Origin of the sequence: Planomicrobium sp. CPCC 101079 (assembly GCF_007859275.1) — a bacterium.
In the GTDB taxonomy this organism is placed as follows: domain Bacteria; phylum Bacillota; class Bacilli; order Bacillales_A; family Planococcaceae; genus Planococcus.
Map to the genome: position 1 here is coordinate 151,449 of NZ_VOHC01000011.1, position 25,480 is coordinate 176,928.

Here is a 25,480-nt window from a genome sequence, read left to right on the forward strand (position 1 = left end):
AAGGCGATTTTTTTTGGAAAATTATAGGGTCAGTATTCACCATTTTCCCGCTTTCGTCTACAATAGAATAAGAAGTGCCGAGAGGAGAAACAGCATGTTGAAGTATACAGATCAATACGATACCGTTTTGCCTGCTTTGGAAAGCAAAATCGAGGAATTCCATTATTTCGGATATGATACTTTCACAGCCGAAGATTTATGGCAATATTGCCTGAAGAAAAAATGGCGAAAAAAAGACATCGGCGAAATGCGCCTTCATGAAATGATCAACGATATTATGGAAATGACCGCTTCTGAATTTGTCGCATACCACCAAATAGAGGGCTTTAAGGGCGATAATTGGTTTTCAGATATGAAACAAGAAGACCTCGAACAGCTTTTGCGTCCGGCTTCAAAAAAATAAGAAGAATTTGACACTAGGCGGCAGCTGTCTCATAATGATAGTGCTGTGTTTTACAGACTGAGGGGGAAAGATTACATATGAAAGCAAGAGGTCGCATCATCGCCTTTTTTATCCTGGTCGTATTGCTATTTGGACTGATTGGCACCACAGGAATGCCAATTGCAAAAGACATTAAATTGGGATTGGACCTTCAAGGCGGCTTTGAAGTGCTTTACGAAGTAGAAGCGCTTGAAGAAGGACAGGAAATTACGCAGGACGTATTGGCGGATACAACGGACGCCTTGATGAACCGCATCAACGTGCTTGGAGTCAGCGAACCGGTCATCCAGATCGAAGGCGACAACCGCATACGCGTCCAGCTTGCCGGAGTAGAAGATCAGGAATCTGCCCGGGAATTGTTGTCGACAGAAGCGAACTTAACGTTCCGCGATGCCAATGACAACATCATGCTAGCTGGAAACGATTTGAAGCAAGGCGGGGCACAGGCCACTTTCGGCCAGGACGGCCAGCCGATTGTCACGCTTGAATTGAATGATCCCGGCAAGTTTGCGGAAGTTACCGGACAAATCGCTGCGATGGCAGAGCCGGACAATGTGCTCGTCATCTGGCTGGATTTTGAAGAAGGTGTCGATTCCTATCAGGAAGAGCGCTTGAAGCCGGATCCGAAATTCGTTTCAGATCCACGGGTATCCCAGCGCATCAATTCGCCATCAGTGGAAATTTCCGGTTCTTTCACACAGGAAGAAACCCAGAACTTGGCGGGTATCTTGAACGCTGGTGCTTTGCCTGTTAGTTTAGAGGAGATTTACTCGACATCAGTCGGTGCGCAGTTTGGTGAACAAGCACTGAACGAAACAGTATTCGCGGCTGCGGTCGGTATCGGGCTTGTATTGCTGTTTATGCTTGTCTACTACCGTTTGCCAGGCTTGATAGCTGCTGTCACTTTATCAGTATATGTGTATTTGATCCTTCTCGTATTTGAATGGATCGGCGGCGTCTTGACGCTGCCGGGAATCGCGGCGATCGTTCTGGGAGTTGGTATGGCGGTTGATGCCAATATCATCACATACGAACGCATCCGGGAAGAATTGCGGGTCGGAAAATCAACGAAAGAGTCTTTCCGTGCCGGGGCGGCTTCTTCGTTCTCAGCGATTCTGGATGCCAACGTAACTACTATGATTGCGGCCATCGTTTTATTCATTTTTGGTACAAGCTCCGTAAAAGGGTTTGCGACTTTATTGATCATTTCGATTTTGGCCAGCTTTATCACCGCTGTTTGGGGTTCGCGGGTTTTGCTTGGCCTATTGGTCAACAGCGGCGTGCTTGACGGCAAATATGGTTTGTTCGGCTTGCGGAAATCGCTGGTCCACAAACCGGAAGAAAATCTGGAGATGCTGGATTTGACCACTCGCTTTGACCGTTTTGACTTTGCGAAAAACCGCAATAAATTCTTTGCAGCTTCAATTGCATTGATTGTAGCAGGTATGGTCGTTCTTGGGATTTTCCAATTAAATCTTGGAATCGACTTCTCGAGCGGTACACGTGTTGAGATCACATCCGATTCGGCATTGACGCAGGAGCAAGTCGAAACGTTCTTGGAGGATCACGGATTCCCTTCAGAAAATGTCGTGATTTCAGGCGATGCATCTGATATTGGGGTTGCCCGCTATACCGAAGAATTCAGCCAAGAACAAGTGAATGAACTAAAAACCTTAGCTTCTGAAGAATTTAGCGGCGCAAACATTTCCACAGTATCCGATACTGTAGGGAGAGAGCTTGCGAAAAATGCCATGCTGGCTTTGGCTTATGCTGCAATCGGCATTATCATTTATGTTGCATTGCGCTTTGAATGGCGGATGGGTGTCGCATCAATCGTCGCTTTGCTGCATGATGCCTTCTTTATCATAGCGGCTTTCAGCTTGCTGCGGCTTGAAGTCGACATCACGTTTATTGCGGCTGTTCTGACGATCGTCGGTTATTCCATCAACGATACGATTGTCACGTTTGACCGGATCCGTGAAAACCTGAAACGCATGAAGAAAGTCGAGTCGGAAGAGCAGCTTTCACTGGTTGTGAACAAGTCGCTTCGCCAAACGCTTGGACGTTCAGTGAATACGGTCATGACGGTAGTATTGGTTGTAGTTGCGCTTTTGATATTCGGCGCTACTTCCATCACCAACTTCGCGCTCGCATTATTGATCGGCTTGATTGCTGGCACGTACTCGTCGATTTTCATCGCGGCCCAGCTATGGCTCGTACTGAAGAAACGCGAATTAAAGAAAAAAGGCCCGATCGACATCGAGAAAAAAGAACAACAATCCAAATGGGGTTCTGACGAGCCGGTCGTATAAGGTGAAACTTTTTAGTGGGAGGCTTAGCCCTCCCGCTGGCTGCCAAAATGGGATAAGTTTATAAAAGAAATGGAACAGGGTATAGAATAATGACCTTGTTCCATTTTTTTATTTTTGAAAGGAGGAATCTCCATGAAAATTCAATGGCTTATTTTAATCGGACTTGTATTTGCAGTTATTATTGCCTTGTTTGCTGTTGTAAACGTGGACCCGGTGCCGGTCAACTACATGTTTGGGACTGCCCAGTGGCCGCTGATTCTTGTTATTCTCGCTTCTGCGCTTTTAGGGTTCTTGCTGAGCGGCGTGTTTGCGCTCGTGCGGACTTATTCGCTGCAGCGCAAAGTCAAAGCGCTTCAGAAAGAAATCGCGGTTAAAGAATCGTTGATCGCCACGCAGCAAAACGAAATCGCCGAATACCAAAAGGCTGATGTCGTTCCTGAAGCGATGGTTGTTACGAGTGAAACTGAACGCATATAAATTAAAACCTTTCGGACTATGCCGAAAGGTTTTTGTCTGCGCATTTTTTCTGTATAATGAACGGGTAAGGAAGTGAAGAGCCATGATAGAATCCAAAAAACGATGGCGGCTGACAACACCGGACAACGGGTTGGTACAAGCCATTCAGCAAGAATTATCCATCTCATCCGTATTGGCTAAAATATTAGTGACACGCGGCATCACCACTGCCGAAGAAGCACGCAGCTTCATGAACATGGACGAAAGCGGAGTACATAATCCGTATTTGATGAAAGATATGGACATTGCAGTGGAGCGAATCCGCAAAGCAATCGAGGATAACGAAAAAATTGTCGTCTATGGCGATTATGACGCTGATGGCGTATCGAGCACAACGGTTATGCTGACGGTTTTGCAGGATTTAGGGGCAGATGTCTCATTTATGATTCCAAACCGTTTCAAGCATGGCTATGGGCCGAATAAAGAACTCTTCAAGCAAGCGAGTGAAGAAGGCGCTAAACTTATCGTGACCGTCGACAACGGCATCTCGGGAATCGACGAAGTGGATTACGCCAATAGCCTCGGGCTCGATATTATTATCAGCGACCACCACGATATCGGCGATACGATGCCGAATGCGCTGGCGATCATCCATCCGCGCCATCCCGAAGGCAATTACCCGTTCGGGGAGTTGGCCGGCGTTGGCGTGGCATTCAAAATGGCGCAAGCGTTGTATGAAGATCTGCCGGACCATTTGCTTGAAATGGTGGCAATCGGCACGATTGCCGACTTGGTGCCGCTGCACGATGAAAACCGGTTCCTGGTAAAAGAGGGCTTGGCTGCACTTCGGACTTCTCCGCGGGCAGCCATCGACGCGCTATGTGAAGTATCAGGCGTCAAACAACGCGACATTACTGAAGAGACGATCGGCTTTATGTTCGGGCCGCGGATCAATGCCATCGGCCGGCTGCAAGATGCTGATCCGGCAGTCCAGCTTTTCATGACAGAAGATCCGGCCGAGGCGCGTGATTTGGCGAGCAGCTTGGATCTGTTGAACAAAGAACGGCAAGCGATTGTCAAGCAAATCTCAGACGAAGCGACCGCGCAAGTTGACCAGAATTATCCTGACGGCCCGCCGCGGGTCATTGTCGTTGCGCAAGAAGGCTGGAATCCCGGCGTTGTCGGAATTGTGGCTTCCAAGCTGACGGAAAAATATTACCGGCCATCGATTGTCTTATGTTTGAATCCGGAAACCGGAAAAGCAAAAGGGTCGGCGCGCAGCATCGAAGGCTTCCATTTGTATAACGAACTGGCGGCGAACCGTGATATTTTGCCGCATTTCGGCGGGCATCCAATGGCTGCCGGCATGACGCTTGAACTCGATAAAGTCGATGAGTTGCGGGAGCGGTTGAACCAACAGGCTGAAACAAGTCTTTCAGAAGAAGATCTGCTTCCTGTTGTGGAAATTGACATTCCGGTCCGCCTGGACGAAATCGACATCGAAACCATCGAATCGATGCGTTATCTGGCTCCTTTTGGCATGGGCTTTTCCAAGCCGAAATTCTTCTTGGACGCTGTAAAAGTTTCATCGATCCGGAAAATTGGCGCCGCCCAAAACCACTTGAAAATGGAGCTGGTCCAAAATGCCGCGACGCTTGATGCGGTCGGTTTTGGCATTGGCTCGGTCGGGGACGAATTGACGCCCGATGTCCAAATCGATGTGATCGGCGATTTGCAGATCAATGAATGGAACGGCCGGAAAAAGCCGCAGCTTTTGATTGAGGATGTACGTACGGACCAATGGCAGCTGTTTGATATTCGGGGCATCCGCCAGGTTTCGCGCTGGTCAAAGCTTATTCCGGAAAGGGACCAAGTATTTTTGGCGTTCAAACCGGAAACAGCGTCGATTTTCAAATCATTGATCAACGAACCGATATACTCAAGTGAAACGCTCGGCGCGATTGATTCTCCTAAGCACCATCTTGTACTATTGGATCTGCCGGACAGCGAAGAGCAGCTGGCCCGAGTTTTGACCGAATTAAGGCCGAAGCGGGTCTATGCCCATTTCTATGCGAAAGACTCTCAATATTTCGAGCAAATACCGACGCGGGATCAATTCGCTTGGCTGTTTTCGTTCATCAAAAAGCGCGGCTCGTTTGACTTTAAAAAGCATGGCGACGAGCTGGCAAAACACAAAGGCTGGCCGCGGGAAGCGATATTTTTCATGCTTCAGGTGTTTTTTGAACTCGGTTTTGTTACACTTAACAATGGACTTACCGAGATTGCAAAAGCGCCAAGCAAACGGGATTTGTCAGAAGCGCCGATTTATAAAAAGCGTGAACAGCAAATTGCGCTCGAGCAAAAGCTCTTGTATGCGTCCTATAAAGATTTAAAAGAGTGGTTCGATACGAAACTATCGGCCAAGGAGGAAAAGATATGGATTTAAAGCAGTATGTAACAATAGTTGAAGATTGGCCAAAACCAGGCATCCGTTTCAAAGACATCACATCCTTGATGGACAACGGCACTGCCTATAAATACGCTACGGACCAAATCGTAGAGTATGCAAAAACGGTAAACGCAGAAATCATCGTAGGACCGGAAGCACGCGGATTTATCATCGGCTGCCCGGTTGCTTATGCGCTTGAAATCGGATTTGCCCCTGTACGCAAAGAAGGCAAATTGCCGCGCGAAGTAATCCGTGCCGAATACGGCCTTGAGTACGGCAAAGACGTCTTGACGATGCACAAAGATGCCATCAAACCCGGCCAGCGCGTGCTTATTACAGATGATTTATTGGCTACTGGCGGAACTATCGGCGCGACGATCAACTTGGTTGAGCAGCTTGGCGGCGTGGTTGTTGGCTGTGCCTTCTTGATCGAATTAACATACTTGGATGGCCGCAAAAACTTGGACGGCTATGATGTAAATACATTATTGAAATACTAAAATCTCTTCTTCGTCTTTCGGGGCGAAGGGGTTTTTTTATACAATGCAGGGTATGTAATAGAGAAACTAATGTGGAAGAGGTGGCCGAATGATTCAATTAGAAAAAAACCATGATCCATCAACAAACAAGCAACTGATCGATGAACTATTGGAAAATCCGCTATCTATGGATGAAACCATGCAAGAAACCGAATCGTTTTTTGACGAAATTAAAATTGAACCGCTTGCGAACCCGGTATTGGAACGTCCGATCTCGGTGACGGAAAAGGCGTTGTCGTTTTACCGGATGCCTTATTCCATTCCTGACCAGCATGGCTATAATTGGGCTTCTGACGGTACAGACTTGTATCCCGAATGGAAAGTGACGCTTGACCAGGAATACGAGAACCTGGAACGGACCATTTCCCGCCGTGTGGACGTGACAGATTTTGGCGCAGTCGGCGACGGCGAGACCGATTGTACGGCAGCATTTCAAAAAGCGATTGGTAAAGGCCGTGTACATGTTTACGTACCGCCAGGCACCTACATAGTAAAATTCATCGAACTGCCTTCCTGGACACGTTTAGTCGGTGCAGGCAAAGGCAAGACGATATTAAAACTGCATTCAGATACTCCAAAGCGGCGCCGGCTCATAACAAATTCCAATTATCTGCGGGGCAACCGCAATATTGCAGTTGAAGATTTAAGCATGGACTGGAATGTCCACCGCCTGGAAAGTTTAGAGAAAACCGGTTTTGGCGGCAATTTTTCGAGCTGCCTTGTATTTGCCCAAGTTACCTATGGATGGGTGAAAAACGTGGAAGGCATCAATCCGGGACTGCATTGCTTCGATATCACATCCCCTTTATACAACTATTCCGGTGACGGGTTCCGTGCACGAGGAGGAAGCCGGTATATTTGGCTTGACCGTGTAACGGGTTATGGATTCGGCGACGACGGCGTAACAACCCACCACAGTGATTACATCTTCGTTTCTAACTCCTTCTTCTGGGACCCGAGCGGAGCCGCCCATGATAGAGGCGTTGCCAATTCCAACGGCCTAGAAATTGATGATGGTTCCCGCCATGTCTGGCTTGTCAACAATGCGACCGCCCGCTGCTTCGGGGGCATCGAAATAAAAGCGCACGGTTCATCATCTGCTGCATCAGGCGTCCATATTTCAGGCCATTTGTCATTAAACGACAACCGTGCGTATAACTTCCGGCATATTGGCCACCACAAAGCTACCGATCCGGAATCCGTGTCAGCTTATAACATTACGGCAGAGCGCATTATTGCGATCGCGCCAGTTTTTTCCGATTTGTATTGGGTATCGACGCCGCGGGCTTTAGTCGTTTCCGGCTACCGCAACGTGGTCATCAACCGCTTCTTGTTCGCTGGGGATCCGGAATACGATTACCAAGGCAACCCGGCTGTGACAATCCAATTCCGGGCCAATCATGTTTCATTGAATAACGGAGTTGTGAAGGGCTTTAAGACAGCCAAATCGGATATCTTGGTATCCGGCGGCGACAATGGCGCCAACCATGTGCGCGTCCGGAATATCGAAAGCATCGACTCATCGGCAGAAGCCTTATCGGTCGGCGATGAATGCGTCGACGTGATCATAGAAAGCGTTACCCAAAAGGAGGCACAATCATGAGATTAACAGGCAAAAAAGTTCTCAGCTTTGTCCATCATGAGTTTGAAGACTTGGAATTGTGGTATCCGATTTTAAGGCTGCGGGAAGAAGGGGCGACGGTCCATCTTGCCGGGGAAGAAGCGAATGTTAAGTACATCGGCAAGTACGGCGTTCCTGCCGAATCCGATTTTGCATATGGCGACATCACACCGGAGCAATATGATGCAATCCTTGTTCCAGGAGGCTGGGCACCGGATAAAATCCGCCGGTTCCCGGAAGTGTTGAACATCGTGCAGCAAATGGACGACAAGAAAAAACCGATCGGCCAAATTTGCCATGCCGGCTGGGTGCTTGTTTCAGCAAATATTTTAACTGGCAGAAAAGTGACCAGCACCCCAGGGATCAAAGACGATATGGTCAATGCAGGGGCGGAATGGTTTGATGAACCGGTAGTCGTCGATGGCAACCTCGTATCGAGCCGGCGTCCGCCGGATTTGCCGGAGTATATGCGGGAATTCATTAAAGTGATGGAAAAATAACAACAAAGCTTTACTTTTCGCCTGCTTGTTTTTTATAATATAAAGATATACTTTCTGAAAAAATAGAAGCAAGGTGGGCAATTATGGCCAAAGATCAAGTTAGGACAGCTGAAGACGTATTCCAAATGGTTGCCTCTTATATGAATGCTGATCATGTCGAAATGATCCAACGGGCGTATCAAGTCGCGCTCGAAGCCCATGAAGGACAGTTCCGCAAATCGGGCGAACCGTATATCGTGCATCCTGTGCAAGTGGCAGGGATTTTGGCGGATCTGCAAATGGACCCTGCAACTGTAGCTGCAGGTTTTTTGCACGATGTCGTAGAAGACACAAATGTCAGCCGTGAAGACATTGTCCGCGACTTTAACGAAGAAGTGGCACTTTTGGTTGATGGTGTAACGAAACTGAGCAAGATTAAATACATGTCAAAAGAAGAGCAGCAGGCGGAAAACCACCGTAAAATGTTTGTAGCGATGGCTCAGGACATCCGTGTCATTTTGATCAAATTGGCGGACCGGCTGCACAATCTCCGGACACTAAAGTACCAATCGGTGGAAAAGCAGCGCATCAAAGCGAATGAAACGCTGGAAATCTTTGCACCGATTGCACACCGTTTAGGGATCAATACCATCAAATGGGAGCTTGAAGACACAGCACTCCGCTATTTGAACCCGCAGCAATATTACCGCATTGTTAATTTGATGAAGAAAAAGCGGACTGAACGTGAAGAATATTTGAATAAAGTGATGGGCGAAATCCGCTCGCAATTGAACGATGTCGATATCAAGGCGGAGCTCTTTGGCCGCCCGAAACATATTTACAGCATATACCGGAAAATGGTTCTGCAAAACAAGCAATTCAATGAAATCTACGATTTACTGGCCGTCCGGGTCACTGTCGAAACTGTAAAAGACTGCTATGCTGTGCTTGGCATCATCCATTCCACATGGAAACCGATGCCTGGGCGTTTCAAGGATTACATCGCCATGCCGAAGCAGAATCTGTACCAATCGCTGCATACGACAGTTATCGGACCGCAAGGCGATCCATTGGAAGTCCAAATCCGCACCGAAGAAATGCACCGCATCGCCGAATACGGGGTTGCGGCGCATTGGGCCTATAAAGAAGGCAAGACAGTTGAACGCCCGAAGAGTTCGGTGGATTCGCGCCTGACATGGTTCCGGGAAATTTTGGATTTCCAAAACGAAGCCGACAATGCGGAAGAATTCATGGAATCGCTGAAGTATGATTTGTTTTCCGATATGGTCTACGTGTTCTCGCCAAAAGGCGATGTGATCGAAATGCCGGCAGGTTCATGTCCGATCGACTTTGCTTATCGGGTGCACTCTGAAATCGGCAACAAAACCATCGGCGCAAAAGTGAATGGGAAAATGGTCCCGCTTGATACCGAGTTAGTGACCGGTGACATTGTGGAAATCCTGACTTCGAAGCAATCGGTCGGGCCTAGCCGGGATTGGCTGAAAATTGCCAAATCGACGCAAACGAAAAATAAAATCAAGCAGTTCTTTAAAAAGCAATTGCGTGTCGACAACGTACAAAAAGGCCGGGAATTGATTGAAAAAGAAATAAAAGCCCAAGAATTTCCGGTTAAAGAAGTGTTAACGAATGAGAACATAAAACGCGTCTGCGAAAAGTTTAATTTCGCCGGGGAAGATGATATGTACGCGGCGGTTGGCTTTAACGGCATCACCGCCCAGCAAGTGGTCAACCGGCTAGCCGAAAAGTTGCGCAAAAAGCGTGAACAAGAAGAAGCGCTGGAAAAAATCACCGTCGAAATGAAAACGGCTCAGCCGAAAAAACAGACCGAATCGGGCGTCATTGTCAGAGGCATTGACAATGTCATGATCCGCTTATCCCGGTGCTGCAACCCGGTGCCAGGCGACAGCATCATCGGCTTTATCACCAAAGGGCGCGGCGTTTCGGTCCATCGGGGCGACTGCCCGAACGTCCAGTCGAATGAAACCGACCGGCTCATTCCGGTTGAATGGGAAAATACGGAGACGATCGAGAACAAGTCTTATCAGATTGATATTGAAGTCCAGGCCTATGACCGCACTGGCTTGATCAACGAAGTTATGCATATGGTCAGTGAGACGAAGACAACAATCACCGCCGTTAGCGGCCGCGCCGATAACGACAAAATCGCGACGATCAATTTGACGATCATGATCCCGCATATTTCTTATTTGAACCGAGTCGTCGAGCGGATCAAACAGCTTCCGGATGTCTATTCAGTGACGCGCGTCACCAATTAAGGAGGAGCTATGCGGGTAATTTTACAGCGTTCCAAACAAGCTTCCGTCAAAGTCGAAGGGACCGTAACGGGAGCAATTGATTCAGGTTATGTCCTGCTTGTCGGCATCACCCATGAGGATACTGTCGATGATGCAAAATATGTGGCTGGAAAAATCGCTCAAATGCGGCTTTTCGAAGACGAAGAAGGCAAAATGAATCATTCGGTCTTAGAAGTGGGCGGCGACATTTTGTCGGTTTCCCAGTTCACGTTATATGGCGATGTGAAAAGAGGGCGCCGTCCAAGCTTTACCTCGGCCGCCCGTCCGGAAATTGCCGAACCGCTCTGGCATGCATTTAATGATGCGTTGCGGGAAAACGGTTTGACGGTTGAAACCGGCGTCTTCGGCGCCATGATGGACGTTGAACTTATCAATGACGGCCCCGTCACCATTCTAGTCGAATCCAAATAACAAAACCGGCACAGAATATCACTTCCCTGTGCCGGTTTTGTTCTATAGAAAACATAAAATGGCTAAAAAGATAAAAAAACGGCATGGGGGCTCCCATGCCGTTTTTCGCTATTGCCCGAGCTGGGCGTCGAAATAATTGATGATTCCTGTGTACAGACCAAGCGCCGCTTGATCGCGGAACTGGCTGGTCGTGACAATCCGTTCTTCGTTGAAATTGCTCAAATAGCCAAGTTCGACAAGAATGGCCGGTTGCTGGTTCTCGCGGAGCACCAGGTAATTGCCATTGCGGACGCCGCGGCTGTCGAGCGACAGTTTGCCTTCAAGACCGGCGTTGACGTACTCGCCAAGCTGTTGCTGGTAACTGTGCATGAAGTATGTGGTAAATCCGTGGACACTGTTGTCGGCAATCGCGTCGTAATGGATGCTGATAAATGCATCCGCCGCGACTTGGTGGCCGTCCGATACGCGTTTGCGAAGATCGACGTAAACATCTGATTGGCGGGTCATAATGACTTCGGCCCCTGCAGAGCGGAGGTAATGGGACAAAGCTTCCGCTGTTTTAAGCGTCAAATCTTTTTCTGTGGTTCCGCGCACTCCTACGGTTCCGCCGTCACGGCCACCGTGCCCCGGGTCGAGGACGATCGTCAGGCCGTTCAGTGTACCGGCTTTTCGGCTTGCTTCTTTTTTCTCTGTTGTTTTCTGGGCAATTGCCGTTTCGCCAGCCGTCACGACCCAAGTCGCGATAAAAGCTTCTTGGCCATCCGGCAAAGCAACTTGGTACCAATCGCCTTGCTTGTCAATTACGGTCAATTGATCGCCAGCATCTGCCCGGCTGACAACTCCGGAAGCTGTAGAAGGCTCGGAGCGCAGATTGGTGCCGGCAGTCAGAACGGTAACCGTTTCTGCTGCTGCAGAAGCCGCTGATTTAGCGGACTTGTCGGACAAGTGGCCGTAGAAAGCGTATACCCAGCCCGTTGCATCAGCAGACAAGCGGATCTCTACCCAATTGCCTTGGAGGGACTGGACCGAATACACTTCGCCTTGATGGACCGTCGCGATTTTATCTGAGCTAAGGTCAGCTTTTTTGCGGACATTCAAGGCGCTGACTGCGATTTCAAAAGAAGACACATCGTTTGCCGCGGGAGCGGGGTTTTCCGTGCTGGTTTTTGTCGCTGTTATGTATTGTTTGGAAACGAAGCCGCGCGTATTGCGGAATTCCACTTCCACCCAGTCGCCTGTTTCCCCAATCAATTCCGCTTGGTCGCCAGCGTTCATTTGGGTAAGGACTGAAGCCGAAAGCTCGGGTTGCGCTCGGACGTTCAAACGGTCAACAGAAGATACGGCTTTTTGGGCCGCTGCATTATCGCTTGATGAGGAAGTCAGCCATGAAGCGATCCAACCGCTGGCATCGCCAGCCTGTACTTCAAGCCAATCGCCTTCCTGGCCGGTGACGGTCACTTTGTCGCCTTTAGCGAGTGAGCCTGAAACGCTGTACGACAAGCCAGGTCCGGTCCGGACATTGACTGTTGAGGCATTGATCTCTGTGCCCCCAGTTTCTGCGACAGCTGAGTGGCCGCCGAAAATCGGCAAGCAATTGGCTGTCAGTAAAAAAAATAAAATTATAGCAGTAAGCCACTTGCGGTTCATTTAGCACCTCCATATTTGATTATGAATTTATAATATCAAAAAAAACAGCGCATTGGTGAAAAAGGTTGACAAGATTTGCGAGAATAATTAAGATTAACTTTATTATCTTTATATATTTTGCTGATGACGAAGAAAGTAGTCGCATGATTGGCTGAAAAGAGAGGGGAAGTCTTAGGCTGTAAACTTTCCTGCAGGGATCGGTGATGAAAAACACTTTTGAGGCTTTTTTCTGAACGACGGCATTTGCTGTTTATTAGGAAAAGACGGAACCGGCCGTTATCCGGAATGAGAGGGTGCACGTTTGTGCATCAACTAGGGTGGAACCGCGGAAGCTAATACAGGCTCTCGTCCCTTGCGTTATTGCAAGGGGCGGGAGCTTTTTTGTATGGAAAATTAGAGGAGTGAAAATCATGAGCATTCAAGCACCACGTGGCACGTATGATGTCTTGCCGGACCAATCTGGCAAATGGCAGGAAGTTGAACAAAAAATCAATGAGCTTTGCCGGCTTTATCAGTATAAGGAAATACGGACTCCGATCTTCGAACATACCGAATTGTTTCAGCGCGGCGTCGGAGATACGACCGATATCGTCCAAAAAGAAATGTACACATTCCAGGACCGTGGCGACCGCAGCTTGACGCTGCGCCCGGAAGGAACAGCATCTGTTGTCCGTGCATACGTTGAAAATAAACTGTTCGGCTTGCCCGACCAGCCGGTGAAATTGTTCTACACGGGCCCGATGTTCCGCTACGAACGCCCGCAAGCTGGACGCATGCGCCAATTCGTCCAATTCGGGGTGGAAGCGATCGGCTCCAAAGACCCGGCGATTGATGCGGAAGTTATTTCCCTTGCGATGGACGTTTACCGTTCAGTCGGCCTGAAAAGCTTGCGCCTCGTCATCAATTCACTTGGCGACACGGAAAGCCGGATCGCACACAAAGAAGCATTGATTGCTCACTTTGCGCCGCGCATCGGCGAGTTTTGCAGCGACTGCCAAACGCGTCTTGATAAGAACCCGCTGCGCATTCTGGATTGTAAAGTGGACCGCAACCACCCGTTGATGGCGACAGCGCCTTCACTTGCCGATTTCTTAAACGAAGAATCCCGTCAATACTTTGACGACGTAAAAGGCTATTTGGAAAACTTGGGCATCGACTATGTGGTCGATCCGAATTTGGTTCGCGGCCTGGATTATTACAACCACACCGCATTCGAAATCATGAGCGACGCTGAAGGTTTCGGAGCCATTACTACCCTCGCAGGAGGCGGGCGCTACAATGGTTTAGTCGAAGACCTAGGCGGACCGGAGTCGCCAGGAATCGGCTTTGCGATGAGCATCGAGCGGCTGCTGTTGGCGCTTGAAATGGAGAAAGTCGAAATTGGGCAGTCTCAAAACCTGGAAGCGTATGTGGTTGCGATGGATGAGTCGACCAAGAAAAAAGCGTTCAGCATCGTAAAAGAGCTGCGCGAAAACGGCATTTCAGCGGATATGGATTTTGGCGGCCGTAAATTAAAAGCGCAAATGAAATCGGCTGACCGCAAAAAAGCGGCGTATGTTATTGTCATCGGTGAGAACGAAATTGCCAATGGCAAAGCCGCAGTCAAAGAAATGGCCAGTGGCGAGCAGCAAAATGTGGCATTTGAACAATTAGCAGAAACGATTATGAAGAAGAAATCACTGGGGGAATAATTATGCTAAGATCGCATTATAGTGGAGAAGTAAACGAATCTATCATCGGCCAGCGTGTCGCATTAAAAGGTTGGGTTCAAAAACGCCGGGATTTGGGCGGTTTGATTTTTGTCGATGTACGCGATCGTTCAGGCATTGTCCAAGTGGTGTTCAACCCGGAAATTTCCGAGCGCGCTGCTGAAATCGGCGAAAAATTGCGCAACGAATTTGTTGTCAGCATCGAAGGCTTAGTGGTTGCAAGAGCCGATGGCCAAGTCAATCCATCAATGAAAACCGGGAAAGTTGAAGTGCAAGTGGACCATGCAGCCATCATTAACGCAGCGAAAAACCCGCCATTTGCCATTGAAGACAATACGGATGTCAACGAAGACTTGCGGTTGAAATACCGGTATTTGGATCTTCGCCGTCCGGTGATGTTCGAAACGTTCAAAATGCGCTCCGATATCACGAAATCCGTCCGCAACTTCCTCGACAAAGAAGGATTCCTTGAAGTGGAAACACCGATTTTGACAAAATCGACACCTGAAGGCGCGCGTGATTATTTGGTGCCGAGCCGGGTGCATGAAGGCGAATTTTACGCGCTTCCGCAATCGCCTCAGCTTTTCAAGCAAATGCTCATGGTTTCGGGCTTTGACAAATATTACCAAATAGCCCGCTGTTTCCGCGACGAAGACTTGCGTGCTGACCGGCAGCCGGAGTTCACACAGATCGACATGGAAGTCAGCTTCCAGACGATGGAAGACATTATCCGGTTGAACGAACGCCTGATGGTTCAGATGATGAAAGAAGTCAAGAACGTTGATATTGAACCGAAATTCCAGCGCATGAGCTATACAGAGGCGATGGACCGGTTCGGTTCCGATAAACCTGATGTCCGTTTTGGCCTGGAATTGGTAAATGTTTCGGACTTGGTCAAAGATTCCGCGTTCAAGGTGTTCTCTGGCGCTATCGAAAACGGCGGACAAGTGAAATTGATCAACGTCAAAGGCGTTGCCGCTAACTACTCACGCAAAGACATCGATGCGCTTGGTGAATTTGCAGCTGTATACGGAGCCAAAGGATTGGCATGGCTGAAAGTGGAAGCAGAAGGCGTGAAAGGGCCGATCGCCAAGTTTTTTGAAGGCGATGCAGCTGCCGCTCTAACCGAGCGTGCAGAAGCGGAAGCAGGGGATTTGCTGCTGTTTGTAGCTGATTCTGCATCGGTTGTTGCAGACGCGCTTGGTGCACTTCGCTTGAAATTCGGCAAAGAGCTTGGCTTGATCGACAACTCGATCTATAGATTTTTGTGGATCACTGACTGGCCGCTATTTGAATACGACGAAAAAGAAGGCCGCTATTTCGCTGCCCACCATCCGTTCACGATGCCGTTTGAAGAAGATATCGACAAGTTGGAGTCAGAGCCGCAAAATGTCCGCGCGCAAGCGTATGACTTGGTGCTGAATGGCTACGAACTTGGCGGGGGCTCATCGCGCATTTACCGCCGTGACATCCAAGAGAAAATGTTCAGCGTTCTCGGCTTTTCGGAAGAAGAAGCAAAAGCGCAGTTCGGCTTCTTGATGGAAGCTTTCGAATATGGAACACCTCCGCATGGCGGAATTGCGTTTGGTCTGGACCGCTTGGTTATGCTGCTGTCTGGCAGCACGAACTTGCGTGATACCATTGCCTTCCCGAAAACGGCAAGCGCCAGCGATCTTTTAACGAATGCACCCAGCCCTGTGTCAGAAGCGCAGCTTGAGGAATTAAGCCTAGTGGTGAAAGATCAGAATAATCAATAAGTTTCAGATTAAAACATTTGTCTATTTCGTGAAGGTGTGCTAATATCTAGTTATTAAAGAATCCTGATGTGTTCGTTTTCAGCAATTCAGTTTTGACCCAACATTTTGTCGTCGGGAGACTGGATTTCATCATGGCTAACATGCCCTCACCGGAAGTTAAAAGTGATGAAGAGGTCACCCACCTGCTAGAAGCGGGTTCAAAGCGATGAGCATCAAAAAAGACGGCACGATCGGGATTCTTTACTAATATTAACTTTTCTCCCTCCAACAATTTGTCGGAGGGATTTTTTATGTGTATAATTCCTAGTACACCGATTAATTTTGAAGGGCAGGGACATCATGTTACATCAATTTTCTCGAAACGAACTTGCAATAGGCAAAGAAGGCCTTGATTTAGTGAAAAATTCAACTGTCGCCATTCTTGGCGTCGGGGGTGTCGGATCATTCGCTGCGGAAGCTGTTGCGCGCAGCGGCGTCGGCCGGATCATTCTCGTCGATAAGGACAATGTCGATATAACAAATATCAACCGCCAGCTGGTGGCCAATCTTTCCACAGTGGGCCAATCCAAAGCAGAAGTCATGAAACGGCGGATTGCGGATGTCAACGCGGATTGCGAAGTTATTTCTTTACATATGTTCTATACCGAAGAGACGTACGAAGAATTTTTCAGCTATAATCCGGACTATGTCATTGATGCATCCGATACAATGATCTACAAAGTCCACTTGATGCAGGAATGCTATAAGCGCGGGGTGAAAATCATCTCCAGCATGGGAGCTGCAAACAAGACCGATCCAACCCGCTTCCAGATTGCGGACATTTCCAAAACGCACACCGATCCGCTTGCAAAAGTGATCCGCAAAAAACTGCGCGATGCGGGGATCAAAAAAGGCATTCCCGTCGTGTTTTCGGACGAGAGCCCGATAGTTGTGCGTGAAGATGTGGTAGAAACTGTCGGCAAACCAGGTGCAGCTATCCGGAAAGCGCAAATGCCTCCGAGTTCAAACGCGTTCACTCCATCCACTGTCGGCTTGATTGCAGCGAGCTGGGTCATCAACGACATTACAAAAAATATTCCAATCAAGCGTGTTCGCACAAACTAATAGGAACCGGCTCGAAAGTTGAGCCGGTTTTTCTTTGGGAATTTTAGTGAACGTCCATAAATCCCATGCAACCATAAAAAAAGCCATTTCCGTCTAGGAAATGGCTCGAGCTTGTAGACAAAAGACTAATTAACTTTTTAACGGAATAAAGATACACATTCTACAGGAGAGCGACCGGCATCTCCGCTTCAGCCGGTCGCTTTCCGCGGGCTCGCGCCGAACGGACTCGGTCCTGGCGTCCCGAGTGGATTTCGGCACTTCGCTTTCCCGCAGGAAAGGCATTGAACGAAGGCCGTTCGGGCAATGCCTTTGCGACGAAGCAGCGCAGCGATGCAGGAGCAAGTGGTTTTCCGCCGGCTTGCGCTCCGGTGCCTAAGCAAGAAGTGGATACCCGGTGCCTTGCGCCATCTTTTCCTCCATCCAGACACATGGGATGGAGGCAGTCCGGATTCAAGAAGGATGTCCAACCGGATCGGCAACGCAGACTCCTGTGGGAGCAGCGCAGCGACTCGAGCTGAAGACCCCGCAGGCAAGACATTGGCCGAAGGCAGTGAGGCCAAGTCTTTGCGACGAAGCTAGCGCAGCGATGCAGGAGCAACCGTTTTTCCAGTGGCGAGGAGGCTGAAGCCGAGCCCACGGAAAGCGGAGTGGCCGGTCCGGTTGGTTTAATGCATCCTAATTCAACTATCCTGCACTTTGTCTACAGTCTGCAGCCATTTCCGTCTAGGAAATGGCTCTGGTTTATCGTTTATTCTTTCGGAACGTCTTTAGTTTTTCATAAATGCCGGCGAACTTTTTCTCTTCGCCCGCAATGACAGGTTTGTAGTACTCGGCGGTTTTGATTGCTGCCGGCAGATAATCCTGGTCGGCCCAGCCGCCGAACGAGCCGATCGGTGTATCGTGCGGGTAACGGTAGCCCTCGTGGCCAAGTTCGGCACTGCCGGCATAATGGGCATCACGCAAATGCATCGGAATGTCGCCGGTATGGCCTTTGTGGATGGCGGCAGTTGCCGCGTCGATCGCTTTATAGGCCGAATTGGATTTTTCGGACAAGCACATTTCAGCGACCGCTTGAGCAAGCGGAATGCGCGCTTCCGGCAATCCGAGGCGGTCGGCCGCCTGGCATGCGGCGAGCACATGGCCGCCGACCGCCGGATTGGCTAGGCCGATATCTTCATAGGCCATGACGAGCAAGCGCCGCGTCACCGCTGTTAAATCGCCATTTTCGAGAAGATGCGCCAAATAATACATTGCAGCATTGATGTCACTGCCGCGCACTGATTTCTGGAGCGCCGATAGCAAATTATAAAAATGCGACCCTTTTTTATCGCCAAAGACGCCGATTCGCTTCATCATCTGTTCAATGATGGCGTCATCGACAATCGTTTTATCATCGCGTTCATCAGAAGCCATGACGATTGATTCAAGCATCGTCAGCGCTTTTCTGGCATCGCCGTTGGAACCCGAAGCAATGCGCTCAATCTGTTCCTGCGATATATCGATCGCCTGGCTGCCAAGTCCGCGTTTCGGGTCTTCCAGCGCGCTTTTCAACAATGCGGCAACGTCTTCTTGCGTCAGCCGCTTTAACTGCTTGATTTCGCCGCAGCGGGAACGTATCGCCGGATTGACGTCGTGGAAAGGATTTTCCGTCGTCGCCCCGATTAAAATGATTGAGCCGCTTTCGACATGCGGCAAGAGCGCGTCTTGCTGAAGCTTATTGAATCGGTGGATTTCGTCAAGGAAAAGCAGCACTTTGCCGGTCATCCGGGATTCGGTGACGACATCTTCCACATCTTTTTTTCCGGAGGTTGTCGCATTCAAAGCGATGAACGGCAACTTTGAGGTACCCGCAATGGCATGGGCGATCGACGTTTTGCCGATCCCGGGCTCGCCGTATAAAAGCATGGACGGGATGTGCCCATTCTTGATCATTTTGTATAGCGCGGTTTGTGGGCCGATGACGTCTTGCTGGCCGACCACTTCATCGATCGTCCGAGGACGCATCCGGAAAGCCAAAGGTTCGTTCTGCAAATAAAAAACTCCTTCCGTACATCTGTTCTATCAGTATATCGCGTCAACTTTGAAAAGTCATTGCAAGTCCATTTGGCGCATTTATGCTATACTGATTTGAAGAATAATGGAATTTGACTTAGAGGTGTAACCATGAAAATATCGACAAAAGGCCGTTACGGCTTGACCATAATGATCGCATTAGGAAAAGAATATGGGGAAGGTCCGGTTCCGCTCCGGAAAATTGCTGCTGATTACGATTTGTCAGAAGCTTATTTGGAGCAATTAGTTGCGCCGCTCCGAAATTCCGGGCTTGTAAAAAGTGTCCGTGGGGCATATGGTGGCTATATGCTGACGCGCTCGCCAAAAGAAATTTCAGCTGGTGATGTGATCCGCGTGCTAGAAGGGCCGATCCAGCCAGTTGAAGGCATTGACGATGAAGCTCAGCCACAGCGGGAATTATGGGTGCGGATACGCGATGCCGTAAAAAACGTGCTCGATACGACGACAATTGACGATTTAGCCAACCACCAAGACGGCGAAAATGAAAATTACATGTTTTATATATAGAAGGAGTTAAGGAAATGAACCGAATTTATTTAGACCACGCGGCTACTTCTCCGATGCATCCGGAAGTGGTTTCAACATTCACAGAAGCGCTCGGAACAGTTTATGGCAATCCGTCAAGCATCCATAGCACCGGAAGAGCAGCGCGAAAGGCGCTTGACGATGCACGCCGGGTTTTCGCGAAAAGCATAAACGCAAGCGATCCGGAAATCATCATTACGAGCGGCGGTACTGAAGCTGACAACTTGGCAATTTTTGGCACAGCTGCAAAAAAGGCCGGCAAACACATCATTACTTCTGCCATTGAACACCATGCAGTTTTGCATGCTTGTGCGAAAATGGAACGCGAAGGCTATGATGTCACCTACCTGCCGGTTGACGCAAATGGACAGGTCGAGGCAGAAGACGTGAAAAAAGCGCTGCGTGACGATACAATTTTAGTGACGATCATGTTAGGCAACAATGAAGTCGGAACGATTCAGCCGATTGCAGAAATCGGGGAGCTTCTAAAAGATTCAGACATTACATTCCACACCGATGCGGTGCAAGCCTATGGCATTTTGCCGATCGATGTGGAACAATTGAATGTGGATTTATTGTCTGTGTCCGCACATAAATTGAACGGGCCTAAAGGCGTCGGTTTCTTGTACCAGCGCAAAGGTACGCCGCTTGCGCAGCAAATGACCGGCGGTGAGCAAGAACGCAAGCGGCGGGCTGGCACTGAAAATGTGCCTGGCATTACGGCTTTCGCGAAAGCCGTCGCCATTTCTTTGGAGACGAAAGAAGAGAAATGGGCACTTTACAACGGATTTAAAGAAACGTTCAAAGCCGTTCTTAAAAAAGAAGGCGTTGAATTTAGCGAAAACGGCAGCCACCAAATGCCGCATATATTAAATTTAAGCATTCCCGGCATCGATATCGAGTCATTCCTGGTGAATCTCGATTTGGCCGGCATTTCTGCGTCAAGCGGTTCTGCATGCACAGCGGGCTCAATCGATCCGTCACACGTTCTCGTGGCGATGTATGGGGAAAAAGCGGAACAAATTCGCAATTCGATCCGTTTCAGTTTCGGCATCGGCCTGACTGAAGGGGATATTATCCAAGCGGCTGAAAAAACAGCCCAAATCAGCAAGCGTTTAGCGCTTCAGTGAAAAGGTGAGATAAATGACTGCAAAAGCACCACAAGATACACGCGTAGTCGTCGGCATGTCCGGCGGCGTCGACTCCTCGGTCGCCGCGTACCTATTAAAAGAACAAGGCTATGATGTCATCGGCATCTTCATGAAAAACTGGGATGATACCGACGAAAATGGCTTCTGCACAGCGACGGAAGATTATGAAGACGTTATCCGCGTCTGCAACCAAATCGGCATTCCGTATTATGCCGTAAACTTTGAAAAGCAATATTGGGACAAGGTGTTCACGTACTTCCTTGAGGAATACAAAGCAGGAAGAACACCGAACCCGGACGTTATGTGCAACAAGGAAATCAAATTCAAAGCATTTTTGGAACATGCGCTGAGCTTAGGAGCAGATTATTTGGCGACTGGCCATTATGCGCAAGTCGAACATCTGGAAAACGGCGAAACCAAAATGCTGCGCGGCAAAGACAACAATAAAGACCAAACATACTTCTTGAATCAATTAAACCAAGACCAATTATCAAAAGTCATGTTCCCAATCGGGCATATGGAAAAGAAGAAAGTGCGTGAAATCGCGCTAGAAGCAGGGCTTGCCACTGCAACGAAAAAAGATTCAACGGGCATTTGCTTTATTGGCGAACGCAATTTCAAGGAATTTCTCGGCCAATACTTGCCAGCGCAGCCGGGCTCAATGGAGACGCTTGAAGGCGTTAAAATGGGCACGCATGACGGCTTAATGTATTACACTATCGGCCAACGCCAAGGGTTAGGAATTGGCGGCGCGGGGGATCCGTGGTTTGTCATCGGCAAAGATTTGGACAAAAATATCTTGTATGTCGGCCAAAACATCAACCATGATGCCTTATTCTCTGACAGCTTATCCGCTGTCAACTTGAGCTTTACATCAAATACAATACCGACAGGGACGCTTGAGTGCACAGCGAAATTCCGCTACCGCCAAGCTGATGTCAAAGTGAGCGTTGAATTTATCGGAGATGAAGCGATTGTGACGTTTGCGGAACCGGTCCGTGCGATAACGCCAGGGCAAGCGGTAGTGTTTTATGACGGCGAAGAATGTTTAGGCGGCGGAACGATTGACCGTGTCTTTAAAAACGGTGCGCGCCTCGAATACGTAGGGTAATGGGAGAGAATATCATGAACTATAATGAAATCGGCATTCAAGCGCTCCAAGAAGGCGATACGGAAGAAGCGATCAAAGCATTTACACAAGCGATTGAAGAAGAACCGGACAACCCGCTGGGCTATATCAATTTTGGCCATGTCTTGACGTCGATGGACGACGTCGAGCGGGCCGAACGTTTTTTCCAAAAAGCGATTTCGCTTGATGACAGTTCGGCTACCGCCTATTACGGCTTGGCCAATTTGTATTTCAATGTTGAACGTTATGAAGAGGCGCTGAAGCTTTATGAAAAAGCGGTGCAGTATCAGCTTGAAGGAGCGGACGCGCATTTCATGATCGGCAAATGCTTGGAGAAACTCGAGCAGCCGAAACTGGCACTGCCTTATTTGCAGCGGGCGGTGGAATTGGACGCTACCGATATTCCAGCACGCATGAGCTACGGAGTTGCGCTCGCGTCCATGGAATTGTTTGAACTTGCAGAACCGCAATTTATCCAGGTGCTTGAACAAGACCCGAACCATTCAGATGCCCATTATAATTTGGGCGTTCTTTACGCCGTTTCAACGAACCGGACAGAAGATGCGCTTTATCACCTGAAACAAGCTTATACGCTGGATGAAAACAATGAAATGGCGCGTTATGCGCACGATATGATTTCTGAACAACTTTAACAAAAAGTGAAAGGAGGCGGCTGGCATGGCAGGACAAATCGATTTGTTTCAAGAAGAAGTTCAGTTTGTGCTGGGACGACCGGTCGTTTCTATTTTTCACAATCCCGATAATTTATTTACCATCGCAAAAGTGAAAATCCAACAAACAAACACCTCGTACGAAGAAAAAGAAATCATCGTATCCGGCTATTTCCCCCAGTTATCTCTTGAAGAACAATACCGATTTACAGGAGCGGTCAGGAACCATCCGAAATATGGCGTGCAGTTCCAAGTGGAGACGTTTACGAAAGAAGTGCCGGAAACCGAACAAGGCATCATCCATTACTTGTCGAGCGATATGTTCAATGGCATCGGCCGCAAAACCGCCGAAACGATTGTCAAAAAGCTCGGGAAAGATGCGATTAAAAAAATTCTGGAAGACCCGGAAGCGCTCGATGCTATCCCGCGGCTATCAGATGACAAGAAAGACAATATCCGTGCGACCCTGCAGATGAACCTTGGGCTTGAGCGGGTTATGATTCAATTGAACGATTGGGGCTTTGGCCCGCAAGTCGGCATGCGCATATACCAGGCATACCGGGAAGAAACCATCGATCTGTTGACAAAAAATCCGTTCCGCCTTATCGAAGAAATCGAAGGCATCGGGTTCCAGCGGGCAGATGAGCTCGGTGCCAAGCTTGGCATTACCGGCAGCCATCCGGACCGCATCAAAGCGTCGGTCCTGCATTTATTGAACCAGGCATCGCTTTCCGAAGGGCATGTGTATGTCGACGCGAAAACCTTGATTCCGCTTGTTAAACAGCTGCTTGAGACGAGCCAGCGTGAAGAGATTTCCATCGAAGCCATCTCGAAGGCGATGATTGAACTGAATGAAGAAGGCAAAGTAGCGGGGGAAGAAACGCGGCTTTATTTGCCGTCGCTGTACTATTCAGAAGTCGGGATTGCAACGAAACTGGAAACGATGCTTGCTTCCCAGGAAAACCGCGACCGCTTTCCGGCATCAGAAGTGCGCCGGGCGCTTGGCGAAGCGGAAGAACGCCTCGGCGTCAATTACGCCGAAACGCAAATCGAAGCGATCGACTCGAGCATTAATTCGTCGGTAATGATTTTGACCGGTGGTCCTGGAACGGGTAAAACCACTGTCGTTCGAGGCTTAGTGGAAGTTTATGCTGAGCTGCACGGGCTATCGCTCGACCCAAAAGATTACGCCAAGAAAAAAGAGCCGTTTCCGATTATTCTGGCGGCGCCGACCGGACGTGCTGCGAAGCGCTTGAGCGAGTCGACGGAATTGCCGGCGATGACCATTCACCGATTGCTTGGCTTTAATGGCCAGGAAAAAGAAGAAGAAACCGAAAAAGAAATTGAAGGCAAGCTGATCATTATCGACGAAATGTCGATGGTGGATACATGGCTCGCGCACCAGCTCTTGAAGGCTGTGCCGGAAGATGCGCAAATCATTTTTGTGGGCGACCAAGATCAGCTGCCGCCTGTAGGGCCGGGACAAGTGCTCCGCGATATGCTCGATGCCAAACGCATTCCGACAGTCGAATTGAAAGACATCTACCGGCAAACGTCCGGTTCGTCGATCATCGAACTGGCCCACCAGATGAAAAATGGCCAGTTGCCGGCGGATATCACGGCGAAAACGGCCGATCGTTCATTCATCAAAGCGGGAGCGGAGCAAATTCCAACGGTCGTTGAAAAAGTTGTGAAAAGTGCGCTGTCAAAAGGCCATTCGATCAAAGATATTCAAGTGCTTGCCCCGATGTACAAGGGGCCGGCCGGCATCGATGCCCTCAATCGCATGATCCAGGAAATGGTCAATCCGAATACCGACGGCAAACGAAAAGAACTTGTTTTCGGCGACATCACATTTCGGATCGGCGATAAGATCCTGCAGCTGGTCAACCAGCCGGAAAGCAATGTTTTCAACGGTGATATGGGCGAAGTAGTGGCCATCATGAAAGCAAAAGAAACTGTCGAGAAGCAAGACATGCTGGTGGCATCGTTTGACGGCATCGAAGTGACATACCAGCGCAGCGACTTGAACCAGCTGACACTCGCTTACTGCTGTTCCATCCATAAAGCGCAAGGCTCGGAATTCCCGACGGTCATCATGCCGGTTGTACGGGGCTATATGAAGATGCTTCGGCGCAATTTGCTGTATACGGGCATCACCCGGAGCAAAGACTTTTTGATTCTTTGCGGAGACCCGAGCGTCTTCCGTTTTGGTGTTGAGCGCACTGACGACACGCAGCGCATGACGACACTGAAAGACCGTCTTGCGGTATCAACAAAAGAACCAGAAGCGGAAGCTGTTCCGGAAGAAACCGGTCCGGCAAGCTTGACTGCCGACAACGCCCACGCCATCCATCCACTGATCGGCATGGAGGGCGTTACGCCGAGAGACTTTTTAGAAGCATAAAAGAGGATGAAAAAGCGCCCACGGGCGCTTTTTTTGCTTTGCTGAGGAGAATGAGAAGCTGAACGTGCACATGAACCGTCAGCATTCCGTTCAAAAGCTTGGCCAAATCCAATTATCTGCAAAGAGCACCTCTTCTATTGACACAATTCAATCCTTTTCTATATAATTCAATCTATATCCATACCCAACACATTGATGGAGAAAGTATAAAATCGCATCCGTTCAGAAAGAGGTTCCCCGGCTGAAAGAACCTTCGCCATGC

Annotated in this window: 20 protein-coding genes, 1 other RNA gene and 2 other annotated features (1 of these 23 running past the window's edge); of the genes, 18 read left to right on the top strand and 3 right to left on the bottom strand. The window is 49.0% G+C overall.

Features of this window, described 5'->3' with window-relative positions; all coding sequences use genetic code 11:
* The first annotated feature begins 94 nt into the window (after positions 1-94).
* From FQV28_RS05220 to dtd, 9 genes are all read left to right on the top strand, one after another.
* Positions 95-403, top strand: a complete 309-nt coding sequence (locus FQV28_RS05220) for a post-transcriptional regulator (RefSeq protein WP_146494514.1) — start codon at positions 95-97, stop codon at positions 401-403.
* A gap of 77 nt (positions 404-480) precedes the next feature.
* A complete protein-coding gene (gene secDF, locus FQV28_RS05225; RefSeq protein WP_146494515.1) occupies positions 481-2,754 on the top strand; it encodes a protein translocase subunit SecDF in 2,274 nt (757 codons plus the stop codon).
* Between the two features lie 132 nt (positions 2,755-2,886).
* Positions 2,887-3,231: a LapA family protein gene (locus tag FQV28_RS05230; RefSeq protein WP_146494516.1), complete on the top strand. Its 345-nt coding sequence runs from the start codon at positions 2,887-2,889 to the stop codon at positions 3,229-3,231.
* A gap of 82 nt (positions 3,232-3,313) precedes the next feature.
* Positions 3,314-5,656 (top strand): single-stranded-DNA-specific exonuclease RecJ, encoded by a 2,343-nt coding sequence (gene recJ / locus FQV28_RS05235; RefSeq protein WP_146494517.1) that lies wholly within the window; start codon positions 3,314-3,316, stop codon positions 5,654-5,656.
* Entirely contained in the window at positions 5,647-6,159 is a 513-nt protein-coding gene (locus FQV28_RS05240) for an adenine phosphoribosyltransferase (protein ID WP_106533798.1), read from the top strand. Before recJ ends, FQV28_RS05240 begins: the two co-directional genes overlap by 10 nt.
* Positions 6,160-6,247: 88 nt before the next feature.
* Complete coding sequence (locus FQV28_RS05245; protein WP_146494518.1) at positions 6,248-7,801, top strand: glycosyl hydrolase family 28-related protein; 1,554 nt, start codon at positions 6,248-6,250, stop codon at positions 7,799-7,801.
* Positions 7,798-8,319, top strand: a complete 522-nt coding sequence (locus FQV28_RS05250; protein WP_146494519.1) for a type 1 glutamine amidotransferase domain-containing protein — start codon at positions 7,798-7,800, stop codon at positions 8,317-8,319. Before FQV28_RS05245 ends, FQV28_RS05250 begins: the two co-directional genes overlap by 4 nt.
* An 83-nt stretch (positions 8,320-8,402) precedes the next feature.
* Positions 8,403-10,595 carry a RelA/SpoT family protein gene (locus tag FQV28_RS05255; protein ID WP_146494520.1) on the top strand — a complete coding sequence of 731 codons (2,193 nt, stop codon included), beginning with the start codon at positions 8,403-8,405 and terminating at the stop codon, positions 10,593-10,595.
* 9 nt (positions 10,596-10,604) lie between these two features.
* A complete protein-coding gene (dtd, locus tag FQV28_RS05260) occupies positions 10,605-11,045 on the top strand; it encodes a D-aminoacyl-tRNA deacylase (protein WP_146494521.1) in 441 nt (146 codons plus the stop codon).
* Between the two features lie 108 nt (positions 11,046-11,153).
* Here the strand turns inward: dtd and FQV28_RS05265 are convergent, their stop codons facing one another.
* On the bottom strand, positions 11,154-12,692 hold the full coding sequence (locus FQV28_RS05265; protein ID WP_146494522.1) for an N-acetylmuramoyl-L-alanine amidase family protein: 1,539 nt from the start codon (positions 12,690-12,692) through the stop codon (positions 11,154-11,156).
* A gap of 114 nt (positions 12,693-12,806) precedes the next feature.
* Positions 12,807-13,048, top strand: a binding site (T-box leader).
* Positions 13,049-13,102: 54 nt separating this feature from the next.
* Between FQV28_RS05265 and hisS the strand changes: the two genes are divergently transcribed.
* From hisS to FQV28_RS05285, 4 genes are all read left to right on the top strand, one after another.
* Positions 13,103-14,383, top strand: coding sequence for a histidine--tRNA ligase (gene hisS / locus FQV28_RS05270; RefSeq protein WP_146494523.1), 1,281 nt, complete (start codon positions 13,103-13,105; stop codon positions 14,381-14,383).
* 2 nt (positions 14,384-14,385) lie between these two features.
* The gene (gene aspS / locus FQV28_RS05275; protein ID WP_146494524.1) at positions 14,386-16,158 is read left to right on the top strand and encodes an aspartate--tRNA ligase; all 1,773 of its coding nucleotides are present in this window, start codon (positions 14,386-14,388) and stop codon (positions 16,156-16,158) included.
* A gap of 57 nt (positions 16,159-16,215) precedes the next feature.
* Positions 16,216-16,399, top strand: a non-coding RNA gene (gene ssrS, locus FQV28_RS05280) — 6S RNA.
* 98 nt (positions 16,400-16,497) lie between these two features.
* The gene (locus FQV28_RS05285) at positions 16,498-17,262 is read left to right on the top strand and encodes a tRNA threonylcarbamoyladenosine dehydratase (RefSeq protein WP_146494525.1); all 765 of its coding nucleotides are present in this window, start codon (positions 16,498-16,500) and stop codon (positions 17,260-17,262) included.
* Between the two features lie 160 nt (positions 17,263-17,422).
* Here the strand turns inward: FQV28_RS05285 and FQV28_RS05290 are convergent, their stop codons facing one another.
* Positions 17,423-17,716 carry a hypothetical protein gene (locus FQV28_RS05290; protein ID WP_146494526.1) on the bottom strand — a complete coding sequence of 98 codons (294 nt, stop codon included), beginning with the start codon at positions 17,714-17,716 and terminating at the stop codon, positions 17,423-17,425.
* A 287-nt stretch (positions 17,717-18,003) separates the two neighbouring features.
* The gene (locus tag FQV28_RS05295; RefSeq protein ID WP_146494527.1) at positions 18,004-19,293 is read right to left on the bottom strand and encodes a replication-associated recombination protein A; all 1,290 of its coding nucleotides are present in this window, start codon (positions 19,291-19,293) and stop codon (positions 18,004-18,006) included.
* A gap of 132 nt (positions 19,294-19,425) precedes the next feature.
* Between FQV28_RS05295 and cymR the strand changes: the two genes are divergently transcribed.
* Genes cymR through recD2 form a run of 5 tightly spaced genes read left to right on the top strand, consistent with a single transcriptional unit; the run spans position 19,426 to position 25,218 of the window.
* A complete protein-coding gene (cymR, locus tag FQV28_RS05300) occupies positions 19,426-19,842 on the top strand; it encodes a cysteine metabolism transcriptional regulator CymR (protein ID WP_146494528.1) in 417 nt (138 codons plus the stop codon).
* Positions 19,843-19,856: 14 nt separating this feature from the next.
* Entirely contained in the window at positions 19,857-20,990 is a 1,134-nt protein-coding gene (locus tag FQV28_RS05305) for a cysteine desulfurase family protein (protein WP_146494529.1), read from the top strand.
* A gap of 13 nt (positions 20,991-21,003) precedes the next feature.
* Entirely contained in the window at positions 21,004-22,122 is a 1,119-nt protein-coding gene (mnmA, locus tag FQV28_RS05310) for a tRNA 2-thiouridine(34) synthase MnmA (protein ID WP_146494530.1), read from the top strand.
* 14 nt (positions 22,123-22,136) lie between these two features.
* Positions 22,137-22,793, top strand: a complete 657-nt coding sequence (locus FQV28_RS05315; RefSeq protein WP_186763787.1) for a tetratricopeptide repeat protein — start codon at positions 22,137-22,139, stop codon at positions 22,791-22,793.
* 25 nt (positions 22,794-22,818) lie between these two features.
* The gene (gene recD2 / locus FQV28_RS05320; RefSeq protein WP_146494532.1) at positions 22,819-25,218 is read left to right on the top strand and encodes an SF1B family DNA helicase RecD2; all 2,400 of its coding nucleotides are present in this window, start codon (positions 22,819-22,821) and stop codon (positions 25,216-25,218) included.
* A 183-nt stretch (positions 25,219-25,401) separates the two neighbouring features.
* Positions 25,402-25,480: a binding site (T-box leader), on the top strand; it runs 131 nt beyond the window's last position.